At 29.6% G+C, this 25,074-nt stretch carries 19 protein-coding genes; 4 read left to right on the top strand and 15 right to left on the bottom strand.

The window, feature by feature from the left end:
• Positions 1-73: 73 nt before the first annotated feature.
• From AACQ14_RS07445 to AACQ14_RS07420, 6 genes are all read right to left on the bottom strand, one after another.
• Positions 74-1,183, bottom strand: coding sequence for a BMP family ABC transporter substrate-binding protein (locus AACQ14_RS07445; RefSeq protein ID WP_339362954.1), 1,110 nt, complete (start codon positions 1,181-1,183; stop codon positions 74-76).
• A 66-nt stretch (positions 1,184-1,249) separates the two neighbouring features.
• Positions 1,250-2,182, bottom strand: a complete 933-nt coding sequence (locus AACQ14_RS07440) for a nucleoside hydrolase (protein WP_339362953.1) — start codon at positions 2,180-2,182, stop codon at positions 1,250-1,252.
• Position 2,183: 1 nt separating this feature from the next.
• Positions 2,184-3,107: an ABC transporter permease gene (locus AACQ14_RS07435; RefSeq protein WP_339362952.1), complete on the bottom strand. Its 924-nt coding sequence runs from the start codon at positions 3,105-3,107 to the stop codon at positions 2,184-2,186.
• 1 nt (position 3,108) lies between these two features.
• Entirely contained in the window at positions 3,109-4,149 is a 1,041-nt protein-coding gene (locus AACQ14_RS07430; RefSeq protein WP_339362951.1) for an ABC transporter permease, read from the bottom strand.
• Positions 4,142-5,701, bottom strand: coding sequence for an ABC transporter ATP-binding protein (locus AACQ14_RS07425; protein ID WP_339362950.1), 1,560 nt, complete (start codon positions 5,699-5,701; stop codon positions 4,142-4,144). The genes AACQ14_RS07430 and AACQ14_RS07425 overlap by 8 nt, the downstream gene beginning before the upstream one ends.
• Positions 5,702-6,344: 643 nt before the next feature.
• Positions 6,345-7,310, bottom strand: coding sequence for a LacI family DNA-binding transcriptional regulator (locus tag AACQ14_RS07420; protein ID WP_339362949.1), 966 nt, complete (start codon positions 7,308-7,310; stop codon positions 6,345-6,347).
• Positions 7,311-7,816: 506 nt separating this feature from the next.
• Here AACQ14_RS07420 and AACQ14_RS07415 point away from each other — a divergent pair.
• The 3 genes from AACQ14_RS07415 to AACQ14_RS07405 all read left to right on the top strand — a co-directional run bounded on the left by AACQ14_RS07415 (position 7,817) and on the right by AACQ14_RS07405 (position 11,812).
• A complete protein-coding gene (locus tag AACQ14_RS07415; RefSeq protein ID WP_339362948.1) occupies positions 7,817-9,013 on the top strand; it encodes a CapA family protein in 1,197 nt (398 codons plus the stop codon).
• A gap of 363 nt (positions 9,014-9,376) precedes the next feature.
• The gene (locus tag AACQ14_RS07410; protein ID WP_339362947.1) at positions 9,377-10,894 is read left to right on the top strand and encodes a glycoside-pentoside-hexuronide (GPH):cation symporter; all 1,518 of its coding nucleotides are present in this window, start codon (positions 9,377-9,379) and stop codon (positions 10,892-10,894) included.
• Positions 10,895-11,353: 459 nt separating this feature from the next.
• Positions 11,354-11,812: a hypothetical protein gene (locus AACQ14_RS07405; RefSeq protein WP_339362946.1), complete on the top strand. Its 459-nt coding sequence runs from the start codon at positions 11,354-11,356 to the stop codon at positions 11,810-11,812.
• A gap of 46 nt (positions 11,813-11,858) precedes the next feature.
• Here the strand turns inward: AACQ14_RS07405 and AACQ14_RS07400 are convergent, their stop codons facing one another.
• The 3 genes from AACQ14_RS07400 to AACQ14_RS07390 form a co-directional block, all read right to left on the bottom strand.
• Positions 11,859-12,578, bottom strand: a complete 720-nt coding sequence (locus AACQ14_RS07400; RefSeq protein WP_339362945.1) for a hypothetical protein — start codon at positions 12,576-12,578, stop codon at positions 11,859-11,861.
• On the bottom strand, positions 12,538-13,086 hold the full coding sequence (locus tag AACQ14_RS07395; RefSeq protein WP_339362944.1) for an RNA polymerase sigma factor: 549 nt from the start codon (positions 13,084-13,086) through the stop codon (positions 12,538-12,540). Before AACQ14_RS07395 ends, AACQ14_RS07400 begins: the two co-directional genes overlap by 41 nt.
• A 424-nt stretch (positions 13,087-13,510) precedes the next feature.
• Positions 13,511-15,259: a glycoside hydrolase family 35 protein gene (locus AACQ14_RS07390; RefSeq protein WP_339362943.1), complete on the bottom strand. Its 1,749-nt coding sequence runs from the start codon at positions 15,257-15,259 to the stop codon at positions 13,511-13,513.
• Positions 15,260-15,476: 217 nt separating this feature from the next.
• Between AACQ14_RS07390 and AACQ14_RS07385 the strand changes: the two genes are divergently transcribed.
• Complete coding sequence (locus AACQ14_RS07385; protein ID WP_339362942.1) at positions 15,477-16,379, top strand: AraC family transcriptional regulator; 903 nt, start codon at positions 15,477-15,479, stop codon at positions 16,377-16,379.
• 82 nt (positions 16,380-16,461) lie between these two features.
• Here AACQ14_RS07385 and AACQ14_RS07380 read toward each other — a convergent pair whose 3' ends face one another.
• The 6 genes from AACQ14_RS07380 to AACQ14_RS07355 form a co-directional block, all read right to left on the bottom strand.
• Positions 16,462-18,807 (bottom strand): S-layer homology domain-containing protein, encoded by a 2,346-nt coding sequence (locus tag AACQ14_RS07380; protein ID WP_339362941.1) that lies wholly within the window; start codon positions 18,805-18,807, stop codon positions 16,462-16,464.
• 207 nt (positions 18,808-19,014) lie between these two features.
• Positions 19,015-19,635: a DUF2812 domain-containing protein gene (locus AACQ14_RS07375; protein WP_339362940.1), complete on the bottom strand. Its 621-nt coding sequence runs from the start codon at positions 19,633-19,635 to the stop codon at positions 19,015-19,017.
• Positions 19,622-19,963 carry a PadR family transcriptional regulator gene (locus tag AACQ14_RS07370; RefSeq protein WP_339362939.1) on the bottom strand — a complete coding sequence of 114 codons (342 nt, stop codon included), beginning with the start codon at positions 19,961-19,963 and terminating at the stop codon, positions 19,622-19,624. Before AACQ14_RS07370 ends, AACQ14_RS07375 begins: the two co-directional genes overlap by 14 nt.
• Before the next feature lie 399 nt (positions 19,964-20,362).
• A complete protein-coding gene (locus AACQ14_RS07365) occupies positions 20,363-22,093 on the bottom strand; it encodes an ATP-dependent metallopeptidase FtsH/Yme1/Tma family protein (protein WP_423247988.1) in 1,731 nt (576 codons plus the stop codon).
• A gap of 143 nt (positions 22,094-22,236) precedes the next feature.
• Positions 22,237-23,907: a ribulokinase gene (locus tag AACQ14_RS07360; RefSeq protein WP_339362937.1), complete on the bottom strand. Its 1,671-nt coding sequence runs from the start codon at positions 23,905-23,907 to the stop codon at positions 22,237-22,239.
• Positions 23,908-23,962: 55 nt separating this feature from the next.
• Positions 23,963-24,970 (bottom strand): LacI family DNA-binding transcriptional regulator, encoded by a 1,008-nt coding sequence (locus AACQ14_RS07355; RefSeq protein ID WP_339362936.1) that lies wholly within the window; start codon positions 24,968-24,970, stop codon positions 23,963-23,965.
• Positions 24,971-25,074: the final 104 nt, after the last annotated feature.

The raw sequence follows: 25,074 nt of genomic DNA, 5'->3' as shown, positions 1-25,074 counted from the left end.
ATAATAAAAACATGCCAGTATTTTTTTAACCTTAATAGTGATTGGTTAAAAATCCTGGCATTGTTTTTATATACTAATTATTTTCATTTTTAGGTTTTACCGAATTTCTCATCTCATTTATTTCTTCTGTGCTCATACCTAATGCACTTTTTACTGTTATTTCACCTTCATTCAACTTGGATTCAACATTTTCTATTGTTGCTTTCATTTCATCGCTTAACAAATCATTATAATATTCATTTTTTGCAAGCCCTACTCCACCTTCAGTAACACCTAGTGTTTCATATGTTCCAAATTCTAAAGTTCCATCTACATATTTTGTTACTGCTCTTAAAATAGAATTATCAATTCTCTTAATAGCTGATGTAACAATGTGACTAGCTTTTTCTTTATCTGTTTCAGCAAATAACAATGCTTGATCAGAATCTACTCCAATAGCATATTTATTTCCTTCTTTTGCAGCATCAATAACTCCCAATCCAGTTCCTCCAGCAACATTAAAACTAATATCTGCTGCTTGTTTATATTGAATTAATGATAATTCTTTTCCTTTAGCAGGGTCAGTAAAACTACCTGCGTATGAAACAATTACTTTTATGTCTTCATCAATAAACTGAGCACCTTCAATGTATCCAACTAAAAAGTCATTAATTCCTGGTATATCCATACCACCTATGAAACCTATTATGGGTTCTTCATTTGCAAGTTCCATATCTGATTCTGTTACCAGTGCTGCACAAACTCCTGCTAAAAATGATAATTCATTTGCACCATACAATATAGAATATACATTTTCTACTTCTCCCTCTACAGAAGCATCAAAATTAATGAATCTTTCATCTGGATACTGAACTGCGATTTCATTCATCATCTCTGTAGCTGATCCGCCAGAAATAATAAGATCCCAGTCACCTTCAATTGCATCTAAAAAATTTGGTTCCCATTTTGTAAAATCAGTACTCATTTCAACAACTTTTGTTTTAGCTCCAAACTTTTCTTCAATTAGTTTCATTCCATTATTTGCTGAATCATAAAATGATTTATCTCCCAGTTCACCTGGAATAAGTAAGATAGCTTTTAACGGATCTTCTGTCTTTTTATCACCTTGAGTGTCAGTACCACACCCGCTTAACATAATACTTAAAAGCATAATAACAGTTAATATAATATTTTTTTTCCTCATGATTCTCCTCCTATAATTTTAAAGTTTTTTATTCTTTTTTGTTATCCATCAGCAGCCTTGATATTCTTATACTATTTCATCCAATTTTTCGAATGCTTCAAATAAAAGCTTAACAAATTTTTCTCTATTTATATCTAATAGTACTTTTGCATTTGGCTCTTTTAGAGGTCTAGGTCTAGTATCAGCCAAAGTTTTTCCTCTTGCTCCATCTCCTGTTATAATATCTACATGATAATCTTTATATGCAAATAATTCGGGTTGTAGCAAGTATGCGACTGCACAAGCATCGTGCATAGCATTACCAGTATATCCATGAAGTTCTCCGTATTTAGAATAAAAATCTAATAACTCTGCTACAAAGTTTGAGACTTTACCGTTATTCCTTATTTGTTGATATTCTTCTTTTAATATATAAGCTTTATTAGTAACATCTAGCCCACTCATTATAATTGGTATTCCAGATTCGTATACTATTTTAGCTGCTTCAGGGTCAACATATATATTAAATTCTGCTGCTGATGTAGCATTTCCATTAAAAATTCCTCCTCCCATCAAGGATATTTCTTCAATCTTATCTTTCACATCAGGAAAAGTTTTGATTAATAATGCAATATTCGTAAGTGGACCAATTGCAACAAGTGTTATTTTTTCATTAGAATTTCTAATAATTTTTGCCATATGCTCTATAGCATTAGTTTTTAATACTTTTTTCATAGAATTAGGCAATATTGGACCATCCATTCCAGAATCCCCATGTGCATTATCCATAGCTATCTCTAATTCTCTTACAAGGGGTTCAGAAACACCTCTTGCAACATCAATATCTTCTCCTAGAAAATCTAGAATTTTAAGTGCATTATTTGTAATTTTTTCCACTGTTTGATTTCCAGCTACAGTAGTAACTGCCTCTATTTTTAATTGTTTTTTATGAGCTAACGCCAGACAGATTGCAATTGCATCATCATGTCCAGGGTCACAATCTATTATTATTCTTCTCATGTTAGACACCTCTATTACCCTTATTTTTAGTAGCTATAATTGCATATATACAAAGTCCCACAACAGTAAACACATATGGAATAGTTGATACCAATTCTGCCGGAATATTCAATACCTGTAGTGAGTTTGCAAAAGCATCTGCGAAACCAAATAGAAGGGAAGTTAAAGTTGACCCAATTGTTGTACCTCTTCCCATTGCTTCAGCTGCTAATGCTATCCATCCTCTACCAGCAGACATATTTCGTGAGAACCATGAAACATATCCCATTGATAAGAAAGCTCCTCCCATTCCTGTAAAGAGTCCGCTCAAACATAATGCAAGGAATTGAATTTTATTTACATTAATACCAACTGATTCTGCAGCATGAAAATTTTCTCCTACTGCCCTTATTTTCATTCCTAATGAAGTTTTATTTAGCATTAAATATACGATTATTACAGAAAGTATAGCTAAATAAGTAATTACATTATGTCCTGATAATATATCTCCAATAATAGGTATATCTCTTAGAATAGGTATACTTATATTTGGCATTACCTTACTTGCCAATGATACTGATGTACCTTTGTCTCCTGTTACTAAATATAATATAAATACTGAACCACCACTTGCAAATAAATTTATAGCAATACCACCTAATATAATATGTGTCTTAAACTTTAGTACAAAATAAGCCATTATTGCTGAAATCAAAATACCAATCAAGACAGCTCCCATAAACCCTATAAGAGCGCTTTGAGAAAGTGTGCTAAACAATACTCCTGAAAGAGCAGCCATTATCATTATCCCTTCAAGCCCAATATTAACAATTCCTGCTCTATCTGATATTAATGCTCCTAATGTAGCTAATAATATAGGTGTTGTAACTCTTATCATAGAAAAAGCAAAATCCGTAGAAAAAATCATATCCAGAATTGTATCCATATTACTTAGCCTCCTTTAAAAGCATTCTTTGTCTCCAATAGAATAAAAATCTTTCCCCTGAAATAAGTAAAATTATTACCGCTTGGATAATAGCAACCATTTCTGCCGGTACATTTGTTAATCTTGCCATTAGATCCGCACTAATTCTAATATAAGCTAGAAATAATGCCGCCCCCAGGGTTCCAAAAGGTTTGTTTTTTCCTAGCATTGCCACTAATGCACCATCAAAACCAAGCCCTGGTAATGCAGTCCATCTAAATCTGTTATACATACCTAAAACTTCTACAGCGCCACCCATTCCTGCAATAAATCCAGCAATAAGATGTGCAATAATAATAATCCAGAATGTTTTGATTCCAATATACTTAGAAAATACGCTGTTTATACCAGTCATTCTTAATGAATATCCCCATTTTGTTTTATAAAAAAACAAATATACCAAAAGAGCCATCATTAAAACAATAATTAACCCTATATGTATTCTTGTACCAGGTACTAAATTGGCAAGAACTGTTGTTTCAGCAAATCTATAAGAAGCTACCTCAGTTAGAATAGGATCTCTTAAATAGTAATTTAAAATATAGAAACCTATACCAAAATATATACTGTTAAACATCAAAGAAGTAACCAATACGTTAGCATCCCATTTAGCTTTTAATATTCCAGGAATAACACCTAATACCATCCCAACTAGAGCTGCTACAGCAATAGCTAAAAATCCTTGCATAAAGCCTCCATCAATAAATTTCAAAGCTACTATTGTTGCTACTATTCCACTAATATAATAAATCCCTTCTGAACCTAAATTAAATAACTCAGCCTGAAAAAAGACAGATGTAGCAAGCCCAGCAAATGCTAAGGGTATAAAAAGTTCTATTACATTTCCCATATATCTTTTTGATTTAAATGGCCCTAATAAAAACACCTTTAATGTTTCAATAGGTTCATCACTTACAAAAATTACAATTACAAAGGCTAATGCCAGAGCAATTATTACAGCCATTAAAGTTCTTAGTACTTCAAATCTTTTTTCACTAACCATTGACTGCCCTCCTTATTCTATCTTCTGAATGTTTTTTAATTCCCAGCATACATAATCCTAATTCTTCTTCGGTTATCGATTTTGTATCATCAAAATATGCTACTATTTCACCTTCATACATAACTAAAATATTATCACTTAACTCTATAACTTCATTTAAGTCTGCAGACACTAATAATATTCCTGTTTGATTATCTCTCATATCTAATAGCTGATGGTGAATAAATTCTATCGCTCCAACATCAACACCCCTTGAAGGTTGTTCTGCGATTAAAATTTCTGGTTTAATAGAACATTCTCTTGCCACTACTACTTTTTGAATATTTCCACCTGATAATGATTTAATTTTAGTAAACCGATTAGAACATTTAACTAAAAACTTCTCTATTAAATTATCACTAAGTTCATCCATGTTTTTAGTATTTAGTAAAAATTTCTTTTCAAATTCCCCTGAAACAACTCTATTTCCAATAACATTTTCCTTTATGTTACCTTCACCTGCTATCCCTGTTGTCATTCTGTCCTCTGGAATATATGACAATCCCTTTTTTCTTATATTAAGAATACTCAAATCATTTATTATATCGCCTTTAATTTTAATTTCTCCTGAATTTTCTGTCTGCATTGCCATATTACCTGTAATTAACCTTATTAATTGGCTTTGCCCATTACCTTCTACACCTGCAATTCCTAGAATTTCACCTTTTCTTAGACTAAAATTTATGTTATTAAGAATTTTCTTATTTTGTTGAGAATAATTAAGATTTTTTACTGAAAGTACAGTTTCTCCATATTTAGCAGTTTTTTTATCATACTTTAGTACAACATCTCTACCAACCATTAATCTTGATATATCTTTTTCTGTTACATCTGACGTGTTAAATATGCCTTCAGACTTTCCTTTTCTCACAATGGTAATTCTATCACTAATTTCTTTTACTTCCTTTAGTTTATGAGAAATGAAAATAATAGTATGGCCTTCAGTTCTTAATTTTTTCAGTTGTGCAAATAATTCAACTGTCTCCTGAGGTGTCAAAACTGCTGTGGGTTCGTCAAGTATTAGTATCTTAGCACCACGCACTAGTGCTTTTAGAATTTCTACTTTTTGTTTCATACCTACAGTTAGATTTTTCACTTTGGAATTTGGGTCAACATGCAAGTCATATCTGTTTGATAATTCTTCTGTTATTTTTTTTGCTTTAACTTTGTCAATGAATATACGTTTTTTCGGCTCCATACCAAGCAATAAATTTTGCATAACAGTAAAAGAGGGTACTAACATAAAATGCTGATGTACCATTCCAATTCCCATTTCTATTGCCTTTTCAGGATTATCAATAGTTGTTTTACTACCTTTAAATATTATTTCACCATCACTAGGTTGTTCCATTCCAAATAAAATTTTCATTAAAGTGGATTTACCTGCTCCGTTTTCTCCAACAATCGCATGTATTTCCCCTTCTTTTAAATCAAATTCTATATCTTTATTTGCAACAACGCCATTAGGATATACTTTTGTTATTTTTTTTAATTCTAATATATTATTACTCATGCATAATACCTCCTCACATTTTTATATAAAATGAGTCCTTGGAATATATACTTTATTAATAATAAACATTTTACCAACAATTTTCCGCCGATATAATAGTTGTTCAAGATTAGTATTACCAAAAACAATAATGCATTCTCCTAAATTTGGCATGATAGATAACAATAATTATATAAGCTATCCTTATAGGAGAATGTGGAGAATGTGGAACTTGTTCCACTAAGCCTAAAAAAAATTATACACCATTTAACATGCTCCATATTATGCCTATATTTTTAACAACCACTTATGAAACATGTTCCATACTCTGTATTATAATTTATATTTTCCTCTATGTCAACAACAAATTTTATACATTTTCCTTAGCATTTTTTTGTCACTAACATTAAAATAATATAAATATAACAAATATCCTTTTATTTCCTTACCTATTTTATATATTTTTACCATTTGCCATTACTATAAAAATAGTTGATTATTTTTATGAATAAAGGATTTTGGGTTTAAAAAAGAACAATCTTATGATTGTTCCTTAATCCATAAATTTCTTATTTTATTACTGAATAATTCTATGTATTATTCTATACTAACATCGTTGCTGAGAGAAAATATCAATTTGATAAAGGTAACCTGCAGTTTCACTTTACTTTTCACGTGGTTTAGTTGAACTTCGTTGTATAAATTCTACATTGAAAATATGCTCATTGTCTACTGTTTTTTTATTTTCTATTTGTTCTATAATTAAATCAACTGAAGTCTCACCCATTTTTTGAATTGACTGACCAACAGTAGTAAGAGGTGGACTTGTTTTACTACTATAATATATATTATCAAAACCAATTATTTGAATATCATCTGGCACATTAAGTCCAATCTTATAGCACTCACTCATCAGGGATATTGCTAAATCGTCATTCCAAACGAATACAATCTCATAATTGCTAAGACGATTTTTTATATTAGAAATATCCTCACCATAGATACCTTCGATAATATCACATTTAATTCCTTTTTCCTTCAATTTAGATTCAAAACCACCAAACCTTTTTGAAGATGTTATAATATTATCCGGAACTTTTATATGCAGAATCTTTTTTAAGTTATTTTTTATAATATACTCTGCTACTAGTTCTCCACCTTTAAAATAATCTGAAGCGATAAATGTAATATCTTTGGAAATCTTCTTTTCTATAGATACTACAGGGATATCACTATTTATATATTCTTCTGAACATTGGGGATTAGCAACTATAATTCCATCAACACGATGTCTCTGCATCATTTCTATAATATTCTGTTCATTATTCTTACTATATTCAGTATTGCTTAATACAATATTATACCCTCTCTCTCTTGCTCGGTTTTCTATACCTGTTGCTAGTTCGGGGTAAAACGGATTTACAATATTGGGAATTATTAGCCCTAACATCATAGAACTTTTAGTAAAAATAGCTCTTGCTAATGCATTTGGTTTGTAATTCAATTCATCTATGGCTTTTTGAATTCTTTCTCTAACCTCAAGACTAACATATCCATCTTCATTTATACATCTTGATACTGTAGCTATACCAACTCCAGCTTTTTTTGCAACATCTCTAATATTTGCCATCAATAATCCTCCTAAGATAGAATATCGCCATGAAATTATAGAATATATTCAGTACAATGTCAATATTATTTTATTTTTCAACATACTAAAGAAAATTCTACAACTTTATCCACAAATTTTATAAATCAATATAAAATCACTTAAAATATTAGTATCATTTTTTTATTATCAGTAACACTAATTAAAAATACATATATTTACTTATGACTAATTATAACAAATTACCTTGTTAATTGAAAAGAAAAATATTAAATTTTATTGATATGTATGAAAATATCTTACATACCTTTCTTTTATTATTTCAGTAATCTTTTTATAATATTCCAAAAATACTTCTCTCGTCTTTATTAGTTATTAATAGTAGTAATAAATTCACATATGCTTAGACTAAAATTATAAAATAAAGACCGATTGAATTTATTAAGGTAAAAGCTTATAATATTATTAAAATACTATAATTTTTAAACATTGAGACTGCGAAAATAAATAAATAGGTGGGAGCACATATGATAAAAACAATAAAAAATTTCATAGTTACTATTTTAGCTATCAGCTGTTTTATACTTATGATTGGAGGATGCAGTAATCTAAAATCCGAAGAGGATAATCCCATAATTGATAGGGAAACAAGTGGTGATAATACCAATACTACAAGTACTGACACAGAAACCACTGATAAAGTAGAAAATGATGATAAATCTAGTGCTGATGATGAATTGGATACAGATATAGTAAATCACCATAGAAAAACATTAACCATCACAGCCATAGGAGATTGTACTCTAGGTAGTTTTCCAGAAGTTACAAAAGGAAAATCATTTGAAGATGTCCTAGCTGCTAATAATAACGATTATGAATATCCATTTAAAAATGCTTTTAAATGGATTAAATCAGATGATATAACACTAATAAATTTTGAAGGGACATTAACGGATGCAACAAAACTTGCTAATAAAAAATGGAGATTCAAAGGACCAAAAGAATATACTAATTTTTTAACATCCTCTAGTATTGAGGTTGTAAATATAGCAAACAACCATAGTTATGATTACTTAGAGGAAGGATATATTGATACAGTTACGAATATGAATGATGCAGGTATAGGAGTAACAGGAAATGAGTATATCCATATTAAAAATATTGACAGCATTAAAGTAGCATTTATAGGACACATGGTCAAAGATGAGCCAGAAGATATATTTGATAAGGTAAAAAAAGATATACTGAAAGCCAATCAGGATGGTGCTGATGTAATCGTATGTTCTTTCCATTGGGGAATAGAGTACAATAATACGCCTACCGAGTATCAAAAAAAATTAGGGCATTTTGCAATTGACTGCGGAGCTGATATGGTTATAGGTCATCACCCACACATTTTACAAGGAATCGAGTTATACAATGACAAATATATAGCCTATAGCCTTGGAAATTTTGTTTTTGGTGGAAATGAAATATTATACGACGAAAAACATAAAGACGTTGATACAATATTATTAAGACAACAAATAGATTTAGATGATAAAGAAATAATAGATATAAAACTTTCTATAGTACCTTTTAGATTATCTGGTGATGCAAAATATAATAATTATCAACCTGTTGTTCAACAAGGCGATGAAGGATTACGTATCAGAGATAAATTAATAAGCTTAAGTGATAAATTAGAATATGGTATAAAATCACTAGAGATAGAAGAAGAATAATACAACTATTATTTATACCTTTTTATAAATATGTATTAATAACAAAACAAAGAACTAGTAATATTAATAATTATTATCTAATCTTTGTAACATTAATACATATTTTTTTATTTTATTATTACGATACATATTGCATAATATCTTAATTAATAATAGTTATTTATGTAAATTATTTAACTAAAATAGGTTATATGCACAATTTGACAAAATATTGTTATCTGCTATAATTTTTGTATAGGTAGATTAATCAGCAAAAAGTAAGAATCATTGTATTAACACACAATATATCATCCTGAAAGGAGTCAACTATTGCTTTTTGTGAATTAATCATAGGTTAAAAAATAAATTTCTTGGGGGAATACTATGAAAAATCTAGGTAGAACAAATTATGTTTGTGATGTTGATAGTGTTTCAAAATGGGTGTTTTCTTCAACAGGTATTGGACGAGATGCGGCTTTTAATTTAGTCTCATTATTTTTATTAACCTACATACAGTTTACTATGGGGCTTAGTGTATCCCAATTTAGTGCTCTGACAGTCATAATCGTTCTATGCAGGATATGGGACGGTGTTAATGACCCACTAATGGGTATGATAATAGAAAATACTCATACGAAGTGGGGAAAATTTAAACCATGGATATTTATAGGAGCTATAATTAATGGATTCATTATAATGTCTCTATTCATGATTAGACCTGAGGGCTGGGGTTTTGTATGTTTCTTCGGAATAGCTTATTTACTATGGGGCATGACATTTACCATGAATGATATTGCCTACTGGTCAATGTTACCCTCCTTATCAAGTCAGCCAAGAACTAGAGATCAGCTTACAACTTTAGTTGCACTCTTTGCTAACGTTGGTGCTTTTTTTGTGGGTGGATTAGTTCCTATCCTAACTACTGGAAATATGGTCACAGCTTATAGAAATATTGCTATCTTTGTTGGTCTTCTATTCATTGTATGTCAAATCATTTGTGTATTATTGGTAAAAGAAAAACCTGAAAGAGTCTTGAATGATAAACCAAAAGTATCCTTTTCTAAGATGTTCAAGATGATTAAAAGCAATGATCAATTATTATGGATAACTATTGCTTTATTCTTCCATTATTTATTGCAATCAATTATTAATGCTCTTGGAATAAATATGTTCTACTTTGAATTTGGATATGATGGAAAGAACATGACTATCTTTATTGCAGTATACGCTCTTGTTTCTTTGATTTCTACAGCTCTTTACCCTATACTGACTAAAAAATTCAATCGTATGCAAATTGTAAAACATGCTTTTAGATTAAGTATCATTGGATATATAGTATTTTTCTTGACAGGTTACATTCCTATTCTTCCTCATAGTATCATAACTTTTTGTATTGGTGGAATACTTATTTTTGGTGGATACGGATTAATCTATTTAGTTATCTTAGTTCAATTTTCAAATACTATAGAATATGATGAATATTTGACTGGTGAGAGAAATGAATCAGTATCATTTTCATTAAGACCTTTAACTGCAAAGATTTCTGGAGCTGTTCAGCAATCTATAGTAACCATTGTTTTAATCTCAAGTGGTATTTATGGTCTTTCACAAAAGATTTCAGATCTTGAGTCATCAGTGGGAATTTCAGAAAGTATGAGAAGTCAAGAAGCTAATGCTATAATTGCTACTGCCACTGATAATATGCTATTGATTTTACGTATAGGAATAGCTATTGTTCCATTGATATTGGCAATTATTGTTTATTATATTATTACAAAAAAATATTTTATCAATGAAAATGTTTATTCCATGATATTGGATGAACTTGAATTAAGAAAGAAAAATCCTAATCATTTTGATAATAAATCAATATTAGACTCAATGAATAAAAAAATTTCTTGACATATTTTAGAAATAGGTACTATTACCTGTTTACTGATTCAGACTCCTTTTAACACATATATTAATTCTTGATTGTATTAATTCTATAAATGTTATACATCTTTCTCAATATAACAATAATATAATATTATTACAATATTAAGATTATTATATAATTATTGTTGATTTATAGTATTAATTGATTTATAATATACCCTATATGTATATATAGGAAAATTAATACAAAAATTATCAATTATTAAACTTAAACTTTTTTAAATCATTTCTTATTACTTGAAGACAGGCATAGATTCAACAATAATCGACACTTTTATTTGCAGCATACAATTTACTAATTGCGTAGAAAAAGAATTTTTTTAAATATTTTTGTAACCTTTTAAGACTTTTTGCCCTTATATAAATGTAGAGGTTTTTATGATAAAAAAAATATAAAATAAATAAGAAAAGGAATGATTACAAATGAGAAAGATTAAATTATTATTATTAACAGTTTTATTAACATCAGTATTATCAGTAGGAGTTAATGCACAAGGAGATCATATGATAGTGGAAGAATCAAGAATTGGTAATACACTACTTAGAGCTACATTAGATACAGCTGATGACCCATTATCTTATTGTACAGATAGTATAAGTTCTTCAAATGGTTATCTAGTAATTGATAGCAATACATTTTCTAATCAAACATGTGATGAATTAGAGTTACAAATTAACTTACAAGAAAACAAAAATGGTTCTTGGTCAACAATAAAAACTTATTCTTATACTTCATATAATACTAGTAGCATTAGTAAGTATCCTACTTATTCATCTCAAACAATTGGGGCTAAATACAGAGTAAAAACTTATCATTATGCTACAGTTGATGGTGAAACTTATGCTAAAATAATTACCTCACCTGAAGTTACAGCTAAATAATATAAAATGAAAAAGGGGTGAATTAAATTCATCCCTTTCTAGAATATTATAAAGATAATGTAGTTTCAAAAACTATAGAATAATCTATTCCAATAACTTCAAACTCAATATCTCCCTTAACAAATATACCTATATTTAAATTATCACCGTTTAGCATAGTATATTCAATACCATTCTTATTAACGGTTTTTTTATTAAATTGAAGCGAATTATAATTGGCTATTGTACCTGTTTCACTCAACCTTACATCTTTCTGTTTAATTAATAATTGATTGTTATTATTATCTACCAAAGTTATTACTAACAAATTTATATTATCATTTACATTTTGAAGAGTATAATTGTCAGGTAATACAGGTGAAATAAATTCACTACCATTTTTTTCATTAATCTCCGCTACCTTAGCATCCAGCTCTGAATCTCTATTTTCTTCATAAGGTTTAGAGTCCCTTGAATGGAATTGGATTGTATTACCACTTACACTAGTTAGTAACCTTTTGAATAAACTTGCGTTACTAGATAAATCAACTGTGACCAATGCTACTATCACTATACACGCTGTAACTACAGCTTTATAAGTTCTTCTAACCCTAAATTTCTTTTTTAATTGTTCTTCATGTATTTCCTTACTTAGATTATTCCATATTTTATTTTTTGCATCCTCATCAATATGTACATTATTCATACTGTTTTCTAGATGAATCTTTAATTTTTCATCTAATTCACTATACGCTTTGTTTTTGTTGCTGTTGTTGCTGTTTCTCATAAATTAACTCCCCCTTCATATTCTGCATTAGTAATTTTCTTGTCCTATGCAATTTAACTTTTGCATTTGGTACAGATATGCTTAATAGTTGAGCAATTTCCCTAACTTTATACCCCTGAATGCTTAACAACATTACCTCTCTATCAACATGAGGTAACTTGTCCATAATTTGTTCTACGTAAATATCTTCAAAAGCCTCTCCTATAATATCTTTATCACTACTTATTTCCTCATTGATGGTTGTAGGAAATAAATTGTTACGAGCAGTATTTTTCTTAGCCTTTGTAATTGCTATATTATAGGCAGCTTTTAAAATATAATTTCTAAAATGGTCAAAATTCTTAATTTTGTTCATATTCTTAAATCCAATGCTAAAAGCATCTTGAGTTATTTCCTCACAGTCTTCCTTATTCTTTACTATTCTATATGCAGTTGTATAAACAAGTCTATAATATTTATCAAACAAGTATTGATACAAATCATCGTTATAGTTATCCATCTTGTACATAGTGCCACTCCCTTGTAGTAAATATTACGTTATCCTATCAATTAAAGACTATGTATAGCTATTTTCTCATTAGTTACCATGATTTGTCAAGTACTGTCTTAATCTACATATCCTTTTGTACTTAAAATATAATTCAAACTTTTTCTATGAAATTATTAATTATTTTATATTTTTAATACTTAAACTATATAAAATCCAATCACCAAACAACGTTATAATAAATTCTTTTAGTAAATTATACCTATTTTCAACAATTATTTTAGTACTTATTACCTTTTTATTTTATAATACTAACTTTATTATACCAACTATTATCAATATCCTCAATATACATAACTAAATCAAGCCGATAAAAAGATTACTTTGTCCATACAAAACAAAGTAATCTTTATACTTAAGAAAATACACTATAAATCAGTTAAAATTAATCAAATTTAGGTCTATCCATCAATGTTACATCATCACTATCATGTCCATGCAATTCAAATATTACCACTTCATTCCTACCCATTCTTAATATTGGTGCAGGTACATATAATGTTCTCTGAGGTACTTTTTCCCAATATCTGCCTAAGTTGAATCCATTAATGTATACAATACCCTTTTTCCAGTTATCCATTAATATAAAAGTATCAGCTATCTCATCTATGTTAAATGAACCCTTATAAAAACATGGAGTTCTTTGTTCTTTAATAGTACTATACTGTATATTATCAATATTATTAAGCTCTATTGGATACATGACCCAACCAAATTGCTGTTGGTAATCAAGAAGTACATTATCTGTTATACCATTGTATTCACCTAGGAGAGTACCATAGTTTACTCTTCCAAGATTTTCTACAAGTATATCTAACACCATTTCCTCTTTATCAATGATAATATCTATCTTTTTATCAACTTGCTCAGTTCTATCAATGATACCTTGAAACTTACCATCTAGATAAATAATTCCTCTATCATTACATTTATTGATTGTTAATTTCACATTACCTTTTGGACCAGTTACTTTTGTTCTATATAATGTAAAACCGTAACTTTGATCTAATTTTTCCATTGGTAATGGAGTAGCATTCTCAACAGGATTAGATAATATATTCAACTGTTCAAATAACTCAGCTTGCTCCTCCATCTTTACTTTCCCATAAGCTATCTTCTTAGTGTTTTCAACTTCTATATCATTATGGATATTGAAATAAAAAGCTATGGTATTTTTAACAGCATAATATTTTTCTGTCATATCTCCTGCTTCTGTTAATAAAGCATCATAATCATAACTTGTTGTAGTTGGCAATAATTTTCCCTTATCATAATTAGCACCATTATAAAATCCAAAATTAGTTCCACCATGGAACATATAGAAATTAACATTACCGTTCATTTCTAGCAATGAATCAAAATCTTTAACTACATCTTGGGGCTCTCTTGTATAATGTTCACTACCCCAATGGTCAAACCAACCATTCCAAAATTCCATACACATCATTGGACCTTTTTTCTCATATTCTCCCAGCTTATCAAAAGCTTCTTCTGGACGAGAGCCAAAATTTGCAGTTTTATAAATTTCAGGCAATGTTCCTCCTTGAAGCATTATATCCGTAGGTCCATCTGAAGTGAACAACATTACATCAATACCTCTATTTATCAGACTTTCTCTTAGATAATTCAAGTATTTTTTATCGTTACCATAACTTCCATATTCATTTTCTATCTGAAAAGCTATTATAGGACCGCCATTAGTACATAATAATGGTTTCAATAATGGTAGAAGCTTATTATAAAAAGCATCCACTTTATCAAGATATGTTCTGTTATAACATCTTAATTTTATGTCAGGATATTTTAATAGCCAACTAGGTAACCCGCCTAATTCCCATTCTGCACAGATATAAGGTCCAGGACGAATTATTACCATTAGCCCTAACTCTTCAGCTATTTTTACGAATCTTGTTATATTTGCTATACCTTCAAAATTGAATTCTCCTTCTTTTGGTTCATGAATATTCCAAGCCACATATGTCTCAACTGTATTGAATCCACAAGCCTTTAACTTCTTCAATCGATCTTCCCAATATTCAGGAACTGTTCTAAAATAATGAATTGCTCCTGATATAATTCTTATAGGTTCCCCATTATAATGAAACTCTTTGTTTTTTATTTCCAATCTAGCCATACAACCACTCCTTAAATTTATAAGTTATTAATACTCATTATAATGTCTTGTAGAAATTATAAAATAGATAATCCAATTATTTTTTGTATTATTCCGTTGTTGTTCAAAGGGTAACAACAGGTAACTCTAATTATTTATGACTAATCTTGTAATTCTCTTAACCATCTAGATTGATTATGCTATAATAATAAGATATCTAATAGGAAAGGTGATAGGTATGGATAAGACTATAATTGTTGATTTGAATGACATAAATCCATTTGTGAGACAAGCTGGTTACCAAAAAGATAATTGGCCCGATCATGAGCGTAAAATCTACGATTATGAGATGTTTTACTGTAATAAAGGTGAAGCCTATATGACAATTAAAGGTAATTACAAACATATAAAAAAAGGCACCCTTGTATTGGTTAAACCTAATACCCCTACTAGATTATGGTTTGATAAAAAACAAACTCCTGAAATATATTGGATTCATTTTGATTTCATCTATTTTGATGGTGATCAACACATTAATAAATATCTTACTGAAAAAAGTCATTTGTTATTTAGTGATCGCCTGCCAGATGATTATTTAATCAGACCTAATATCATATTTTCTAATGGTTTGGAGTTCCCTGATTATCTAGTAGTCAAGAATCCTGAAAAAATAAAGCACTTGTATATGTCAATAATTGATTCTTATAATTCAAAACATTTTTACTGGCAATTTGATTGCAAAATCTATTTGCTGCAACTTTTCAAATGTATCCTAGAACAAATATGTCCAGATGTGGAACCACCTATCAATACTCAAAAAGATATCACTAACCTGATTCTTGAGTATATAAAACACCATTATTATGAAAAATTGAGTGTTGAGGAAATCTCTAATTATATTGGTCTAAGTAAAGATTATATTAGTAAAATATTCAAGTTCAATACAGGTAAAAGCATTATTACATATCTTAATATGTATCGTATAAAAAAAGCAAAACAGCTTCTGATATATAGCAGCCTAACCATTAAAGAAATATCAGAAGTCATCGGTTATAATGACCAATACTATTTTAGTAAACAAATGAAAAAACTTACAGGATATTCTCCCATAAGTTATCGTAAAAATAATATAAGGGAATAGACCTAACAAAGTCTATTCCCTCTTAATATAATTACTTTCTTAGGTCATTATGAACCTAAGTTAACTCCCCTCATAAAATTATTTATTTACTACTTTCTTCTAGATTAGCAATAAAATCATATAAAATATCAATCGTCTCTGCTCTTGATTTAGTTTTTTTGATATTAGTAGTGTCCTCAATTAATTTGTAATATTTAGCTAATCCAATATAACCTTGATCATTATCTGCTACACCTTGCTCTTTAGCAAAAATATCTGTATACTCAGCTAAATCTTTCTGTCCCATACCATTGATAATCCATTTTGTCATTTCCATTAAAGTTACTTTATGATTTTTATTGAAGTACTTACCATCTTCAATAATATTCATTCTTACAGCATCAACAACATATCTATAATATTCATCATCTTCATCTATATCTTTGAAACTGATTTCATCATTACCATAGTAATTTCGTTTAGCACTTGGTATATACTCATATTGTCTTGATAGTGTTAGAACAATCCATTTGATTGCATCTTTTTTAGTTAGTGTTGCATTAGGTGAAAATTTATCGTTAGTTTCTCTTATGAATCCCATTTTGTTCATAAGTTTTATTGATTGTTCATATTTATTCCCTTTTATATCTGTAAAATACTCCGCCTCATCATTATCTTTGTATTCTTCTCCGCTATAATCTAATAATTTACCATTTTCAACATCAATATATGAGAATCTATATGGCTTCAATTTATAGACAAGAGCTAAATCTGTTAATGGTAATAAAACATTTTCTTTTTCTTCTTTATCTTTATCTTTTAATTGTATTAACTCTTTGTCAAAACCAACTTGGTCATAAAATATTTCACTTACTTTTTCTTTAGCAATAATAGTTTTTGGTTCTTCAACTTCTATATTGTAGAACCATTCAAATGAAAATCTTACTACTTCATTAGTTTCTACATCAAATTCCATAGAAAAACCATTTCTATTATATTCAATATCATTAATTACTCTTGTACCTTTTACATATGCCTTAACATTTTCATCTTGTGATGGTTCTATATCAATAGAATAATCCTTCTTGTCTATATTAGGGAACATATTACTCATAATATTTTGTGCTTTTTTATTTAGAGCATCAGTATCTATTTTAGCATTTTTTTCAATATCTTTTGATCTATTATCATATTGCTCTTTTGTTATTTCACCTGCAGCTAACATTAGTTTTGCTTTCGTTTCAAAATCTTCTTTTGTTAATTCTCCAGAAGCTAATTCTAATTTTAATCTATTGATTGAGTCATTATTCCTATAAGAATATTTATTATAATTTATTTCTAATATTTTTCCAGAATCTGCATCTAATGTTACATTTACATATATGTTATCTTCATCATTCTCTAAAGTCATATTCCAGAATTTACCGTCTATTCCATTATACCAACCTTGGTAATTACTGCGTTTAATATTAAGATTCTTGGTATCAGTTATTTTTGATATTTTTTCTACAATAGTCTTTTGGGCTTTTTCTCTAGAGATTGCACCTTTCTCAGGTATCATTTCTTGACCCCTATCTAAACCACCAGCCTCCTTTTCATTTGTTGCAGCGTCATTATAAACTATTTCATCTCTATTATATGAGTATATATCTTCCACATCATAGAATTTTTTAGTTACTGAATCAAGAAGCCCAGAATTTATTATCTCATAATAATAAACAGGTTTTAGAGTTAAAATAGTATTTTTATCCTCTTCTTTGTTTACTTTTATATATTTTAATTTCAGTCCATCTTCTTTTTCAAAAATAAGTCTCGCTTCTTTTTCAGAGATTTCACTATTTTTCTTAGTATATTTACTATCATCCCAAACAATTTTGAATCCAGTAATTTCACCAGTTATTCCTGATACAGATATTGATATATAATTTTCTTTAAATATTTCATTACTTAATTTTCTAGCATAAATAAATACATAATTATCTCTTCCATAATAAGAAATATATCTATTGAACTTATCTTCTTCTATCTCAACTAGTTCCTTCTTTATATCAGCATAATTATCATCAATATACTTTTCAGCTGTTTTTCTAACTTGCTCCTTAGTATATTTTAATACTTCACCATCGTTTCTACCCCAATGTTCAAATTCAATGATTTTACCTGTTTCGGCATCAACTCTAACCTGAATATTCTTATCATCTGATTTAAATACCAAGTTCCATACTTTTTTAAGATAATAATCATCAGTAGATAATCTTGAATCTTCTAACTCAAACTCTTTACCTATTTTTAATTCTTTCTTTACTATTTCTGTAACCTCATCCACTTTCAATATGCTGCTATCCGCTTCTTTCTCTTTCACAGCAACTAATTCATTAGCATAAATGCCCTGTGACAACGTTAAAATACATAATACTGTTGCCATAACTCTCTTCAATACTTTTTTCATAAATATCCTCCTTAACATTTTAAATAACTACATAATTTTTCCATACTCAGTTAGACGAAAGGACATGGTAAAAAGTTCCACTCTCTTATAACATTTTTCACACTTTATTTTGATATAATAACCTCAAGAACTTTCTTATAAGAAAAAAAGGTTGATAAATCAACCTTTCTCCTTACTTTCAATAATAATTAACTATATAAAAAATTATTATATCTTAACTTTTTTCATTTTTCTATACTCTTTCTCTGATAATAATGCAAAAATAATAAATGCTATAAAAAAAACAGGAATTAAGTACCATATAAAACCTCTTAATAGTGCAAAAGGTGTCTCAAATAAAAATCCTTTCCAAAATGCTGCTCCTGACCTCTCCCATAATCCTGGTGTATAATATAATAACCTTGGATGTAGAAGTGCATTTATATCAATACTTTTAGATAAGCATAATGATATAAAAATAGTAAAATAGCACAATGCTAATGACATCCATACATCAGCTAACCTTTTATATCTACCAGCTTTTGATGAAATATCAGAAAATATATCAGAATCACTTCTTTCATCAATTCTCCTAAAATATTGGGATCCACAAGAACGATTTCCGCAAATATGTTCCCAACCACTATCTTTAAACAACATTAAGTAATCTTCATAAGCATCCCTCTTATTGAAAACTCTATAATCAACCTTAATGACTGTATCCTCTGGCTCTTCTTTGCAAAATCTGTATCTTGTTGATTTCCCCTTCAACTGCCATCCATTCCTAGCCATTTCATTCAACCATTTCTCTTCCTTATCAAAATTAACAAATATCTTAAATTTCTTCATCAGTATCACTACCTCCCATCCCTAAACTTCTTTCCGTTGTCTTTATAATATGCTGCATCCTTCTATAATCAAGAAGCAATATCTCTCTACCCTTATCAGTGATTAAATAGACTTTTCGTCTCTTATCCTCACTCTTTACAGGCATAATAAATCCTAACTTCAATAAATTCTCAATAGCTCCATACAAAGTCCCCGCAGCTATTCTTACTTGCCCATCACTTAATTCTTCCACCTTCTGCATAATCAAATATCCATGAGCCGGCTCATTCAATGCCAAAAGGATATAATAAACCGTCTCCGTAAGAGGAAGATTCTTATTCTTTTTCATCCATTCATCATACTCCCATAACTTATTATACAGTAAAACTATACAGTGCAACTGTATAAAGTAATTATATACAGTTGGACTGTATATGTCAACAATTATCTAACGAAAATCCCCAAAAACATTCTAGTAATATAAAATAATAAAAAAAAGATACCTAACACTAAATAATGCTAGATATCTTAAAACAACCAAACTCCAGAGCGCCAAACACATAAAAAACCATATATAATGATAAGAACAATTTTTACAGCTTGTTGCCATTCCTTTCAAATCAGATAAAAGCAACAAATGTAACGAGAGTGATTATCATTATATATGGTTTCAACCCATTTCCGTTGTCCACTTAATATAAATATGGCTATTACCTATGCCATTTACTAACAACAATGACTATAAATATTAAGCACAAATCTCTTCTATATCATTATTATCAATAGTTTCTTTTTCAATAAGCATACTTGCAATTCTACTAAGATATTCTCTGTTTTTTTCTATTATATCTTTTGCACTTATATACGCTTTTTTGATTTCTTCTCTACATTGATCTATTATTGCCATATCATTAACACCAGCTGATTCAAAATTGAATAATCCAAACTTGTCATCCATACCATATTTTACAATATAATCTTTTATAAGATTGGATGCTTTTTCAATATCGTTACTTGCACCAGTTGTTACACCATCTTCTCCGAAAATGATTTCTTCAGCAACTCTACCTGCAAGTAAAACTTTTATATTACTGACAATTTCTTTTTTACTCTGATACATCTTATCTTTTGGTATACTCATACTGAATCCACCAGCACCTCTGGTACTTGGTATTATAGTAACTTTTGATATAATGTTATCTGGTAATAATAATTTTGTCATGAGTGCATGTCCTGCTTCATGATATGCAGTTATCTGTCTGTCTTTATCAGTAATATTACTTCTATCCTTTTTCTCTGCACCAGCTATAACTGTATAGAAAGCTTTGTCTATATGTTCTTTTCTTATAGCTTTTTCATTACTGTTTGCTGTAATTATAGCAGCCTCATTCATGAGATTTTCTAACATGGCACCACTAAAGTATACTGTATCCTTAGCTATACTATCAATATCTACTGTATCATGAATAGGCTTATTCTTGGCATGTAAAGATATTATAGCTCTTCTAGCATTATAGTCTGGCAACCCTATCTCAATCTGTCTATCGAATCTACCAGGTCTAAGTAATGCAGGGTCAAGTGTATCAATACGGTTAGTTGCAGCAATTACTACTATACCCTCATTATCATTAAAACCTGACATCTCAGTAAGAAGAGCATTTAATGTTTGATCTCTTTCATCATTGCTTGCTGAAGCTTTACCTGCTCTTGTCTTACCGATTGCATCAATCTCATCTATAAAAATAACTGCTTTTTCGCTTTTTTTGGCTTTTTTGAATAATTGTCTTATCCTGCTGGCTCCAACCCCTACATACATCTGTATAAAATCAGAACCACTTACTGCATAATAAGGTACGTCTGCTTCTCCAGCAACAGCCTTAGCCATAAGAGTTTTACCTGTTCCTGGTGGACCATATAATAATACACCTCTAGGCATTCTAGCTCCCATTGAAGAATATTTTTCTGGTGTCTTAATAAAATCAATAATATCTCCTACTAAATCTTTTGCTTCTTCGTTACCAGCAACATTGCTAAAATTGACTACATTGTTATTGTTTATCTTATTCTTATTGGCATCAACTATAACTTGCTTGTTATTGCCTGAACCTTTTCTGATATACCAGAATACTCCAATAAGAAGTAATCCAACACCAACAGTCTGGAAAGTTTTTTCAAGCCCAGAACTACTTCCAGCTCCTACTTTAATATCCTGCAATAATAAATATTCTTTAAAACCATCCTTCAAGGGATTAGGAACTTTATATACTGTTTTGTCATTATCTTTCAACTTAACATACAACGTGTTATCATCAATTATTGTTACTTCCCCAACGGAACTTTGTTCAACATAGTTAACAAACTCATTATATGTCATATCTTCATATTCTTTTTTAGTTAATAAAAATGTGGTAATAGATGCTATTAATATAAGAGCGCTAATCACTATAATAACCAACTTCTTATTTTTCAATTCATTCACCCCTAAGTTAACATAATATAATAATTATACATGTTACAAGTATAATAATCCACTATAAGTATTTAGAAATACTGTATATTGTTGGATATAACACTCAAACAATACAATAAAATTATGTAAACTTATCTGAGGCTAACAAACATTTATTTATAGGATAATTTAATATCTTTTAATCTCTTCATAACGTCATTACCACCTCTGCCAAAGTAGTCATGAAGTAATTTATATTCATTAAATAATTTTTTATAGATTTCATTATTTTCTTTTATAGGCTTATAATATTCTTTTTTTACTTTTGACATCTTATCTACAGCTTCAATTATTGTATCGTAACCACCTTTAACTCTTCCTGCTGCCACTGCACCGAACATGGCTGAACCTAGAGCTACGGCTTGGTTGGAATCACATATATGAATATCCATGTTAGTTACATCTGAATATATCTGCATCATCAAAGAGTTCTTCTGTGCTATACCCCCTGCCGCATATAATTCTTTTATTTCTACACCATTTTCCTTGAATGTATCAATAATCATCTTAGTTCCAAAAGCTGTTGCTTCAATAAGTGCCCTATATATTTCTTCTGGTTTTGTAGTTAATGTACATCCCATGATTAAACCTGTCAAATTAGCATCAACCAATACTGAACGATTACCATTCCACCAGTCCAGTGCAATTAAACCGCTTTCCCCAACTCTTAATTTTGAAGCTTTTTCAGTTAATAATGTATGAATAGTAATATTTTTCTCTTTACATTCATTGATGTACTTTTCAGAAATACAGTTCTTGACAAACCAGCCAAAATGATCACCTACACATGCCTGACCAGCTTCATAACCTATAAATTCAGGTAATATTCCATCTTCTACAAGCCCTGAAATACCAGGTACAATAATCTCATCTTTATTAAGTACCATATGACAGGTGGAAGTTCCCATAATCATTAGCATTTTACTTTCTTCACAGATACCAGCTGCTGGTACTGCTGCATGTGCGTCTATAATTGCTACTGCAACAGCTGTCCCTTTGTCCAACCCAGTAAGATTAGCACCTACTTGGTTAATTTCACCAGCTTTATCCCCAAGAGGGTAAATATCTGTACTTAGTTTATCCTCAACTATATTTTTGTATCTTTCATCTATCGCACCTAGAAATTCCTTCGTTGGATAACCATTACGCTTATGCCATAACCCCTTATATCCTGCAAAACAGCTGCTTCTCTTAACTTCTCCAGTTAACTTATATACAATCCAATCTCCTGCCTCGATAAATTGGTCAGCTGCCCCATAGATTTCTGGAGCTTCATCAATAATTTGCATAACTTTTGGAATAAGCCATTCAGAAGAAATTTTACCACCATATAACTTTGGAAAAGTTTCTCCTCTTTTTTCTGCTACTTCATTAATCTTGTCAGCATATTTTTGGGCAGCATGATGTTTCCATAACTTAACATATGCATGCGGATTACTCTTGTATTTTTCATCAAAACATAAGGGTTCCATATTTTTGTCAACAGGCAATATAGTACATGCTGTAAAATCAACACCTACACCAATTACATCTTCTGTATTTACATTGTATTTCTCCAAAACCCCTTTTGTAACTGTTGATAGACAATATAAATAATCCTGTGGATGTTGAAGTACCCAATAAGGTGGTAATTTTGTTATCATATCAGGTAATACCTCTTCCATAACTGCGTGAGGATACGCCTGCTCATAATCCCCAATCTCATTGCCTGTATCCACTTCAACCAATAACGCCCTACATGATTGTGTACCGTAATCAATTCCTAGACAATATTTTTTTTTCATCTAGTTAGCCTCCTAATGTTTTTATAAAGAATTTGTATAATTATAAAATATAATTTCAAATTGATTTTACGGAATTTCTTATGATGATTTCTGATGGTATTGTGACTTTGGTAATATCATGCTCACTATTACCAGAAACTTTTTTCAACATTAACTCTCCAGCTTTCTCTCCAATTAATACAGCATTCTGGGATATTATAGTCAATCTAGGTTCAATCAATTCAGCTAGATTAATATCCCCAAATGAAACTAAAGATATATCATCAGGTATTTTAAGATTCATTTCTTTTAATGCTATCATTGCACCTTCTGCCATATCATTATTAGCTGCAAATAGTACAGTTGGAAGCTTATTTATATTTCTTTGAATCATAAATTTTACTTCTTCATATGTTTTTCTTCTATTATAAGCACCGTTTACTATATATGATTGTTCTAAAGGAATATCATGGTCTTCTAATGCCTTGCAAAAGCCATTATAGCGTTCTTTTGCTGTACTAACACTTAGTAGTCCATTTACCGCACCAATTCTCTTATGCCCTTGGTCTATAACATATGAAATCAGCTTATATGTTGCATTATAATTGTCTTCTACTACACTATCTGTCTGAAGATTCTCCAGGCTTGTATCAATCATAATAATGTTCATACCTTGGTCTATAAATTTTTGTAATTTATGGTCTTCTTGTGTACTTGATGCCAACAGGACGTAATCTACTCTTTTATCATTTAATGCGTTCAACAGTCTTAATTCTTTGTCTGTATTTTCATCAGTGCTGCAGAAGATAAGACTATATCCTAGAGGGCTGATAACACTTTCTACACCTCTTGCAATATCCATGAAATAATTATTAGAGATGTCTGGTACAACCATTCCTACCATATATGTTTTATTACATTTAAGGCTTCTTGCTATTGAATTAGGTCTATATCCTAATTCTTTTATAGTTTTCATAACCTTATTTTTTACTTTTTCACTAACTGGATAGTTTCCATTAATGACTCTAGATACTGTTGCTGTCGATACATTTGCTTTTTCTGCTACTTGTTTTATAGTGACCATACTATCATCCCATCATTTTCTTCTATATTTTCAAATCTATAGTAATCGTTTACTATATTATATAAAATTATTTTATTTTCATCAAGTTATTTTTGTTTTTCACT

The sequence above is a fragment of the Vallitalea maricola genome (assembly GCF_036985595.1).
Lineage (GTDB): Bacteria > Bacillota > Clostridia > Lachnospirales > Vallitaleaceae > Vallitalea > Vallitalea maricola.
Note: the sequence above shows the minus strand (reverse complement) of the source record. Positions and strands in the feature narration are given on the sequence as shown.

Coding starts and splice junctions, on each gene's coding strand:
- AACQ14_RS07385 (WP_339362942.1), top strand. CDS start 15,477: ATGGATAAGACTATAATTGTTGATTTGAATGACATAAATCCATTTGTG.
- AACQ14_RS07390 (WP_339362943.1), bottom strand. CDS start 15,259: ATGGCTAGATTGGAAATAAAAAACAAAGAGTTTCATTATAATGGGGAA.
- AACQ14_RS07380 (WP_339362941.1), bottom strand. CDS start 18,807: ATGAAAAAAGTATTGAAGAGAGTTATGGCAACAGTATTATGTATTTTA.
- AACQ14_RS07360 (WP_339362937.1), bottom strand. CDS start 23,907: ATGAAAAAAAAATATTGTCTAGGAATTGATTACGGTACACAATCATGT.
- AACQ14_RS07425 (WP_339362950.1), bottom strand. CDS start 5,701: ATGAGTAATAATATATTAGAATTAAAAAAAATAACAAAAGTATATCCT.
- AACQ14_RS07415 (WP_339362948.1), top strand. CDS start 7,817: ATGATAAAAACAATAAAAAATTTCATAGTTACTATTTTAGCTATCAGC.
- AACQ14_RS07375 (WP_339362940.1), bottom strand. CDS start 19,635: ATGAAGAAATTTAAGATATTTGTTAATTTTGATAAGGAAGAGAAATGG.
- AACQ14_RS07400 (WP_339362945.1), bottom strand. CDS start 12,578: ATGAGAAACAGCAACAACAGCAACAAAAACAAAGCGTATAGTGAATTA.
- AACQ14_RS07370 (WP_339362939.1), bottom strand. CDS start 19,963: ATGAAAAAGAATAAGAATCTTCCTCTTACGGAGACGGTTTATTATATC.
- AACQ14_RS07435 (WP_339362952.1), bottom strand. CDS start 3,107: ATGGATACAATTCTGGATATGATTTTTTCTACGGATTTTGCTTTTTCT.
- AACQ14_RS07395 (WP_339362944.1), bottom strand. CDS start 13,086: ATGTACAAGATGGATAACTATAACGATGATTTGTATCAATACTTGTTT.
- AACQ14_RS07410 (WP_339362947.1), top strand. CDS start 9,377: ATGAAAAATCTAGGTAGAACAAATTATGTTTGTGATGTTGATAGTGTT.
- AACQ14_RS07405 (WP_339362946.1), top strand. CDS start 11,354: ATGAGAAAGATTAAATTATTATTATTAACAGTTTTATTAACATCAGTA.
- AACQ14_RS07420 (WP_339362949.1), bottom strand. CDS start 7,310: ATGGCAAATATTAGAGATGTTGCAAAAAAAGCTGGAGTTGGTATAGCT.
- AACQ14_RS07430 (WP_339362951.1), bottom strand. CDS start 4,149: ATGGTTAGTGAAAAAAGATTTGAAGTACTAAGAACTTTAATGGCTGTA.
- AACQ14_RS07355 (WP_339362936.1), bottom strand. CDS start 24,970: ATGGTCACTATAAAACAAGTAGCAGAAAAAGCAAATGTATCGACAGCA.
- AACQ14_RS07445 (WP_339362954.1), bottom strand. CDS start 1,183: ATGAGGAAAAAAAATATTATATTAACTGTTATTATGCTTTTAAGTATT.
- AACQ14_RS07440 (WP_339362953.1), bottom strand. CDS start 2,182: ATGAGAAGAATAATAATAGATTGTGACCCTGGACATGATGATGCAATT.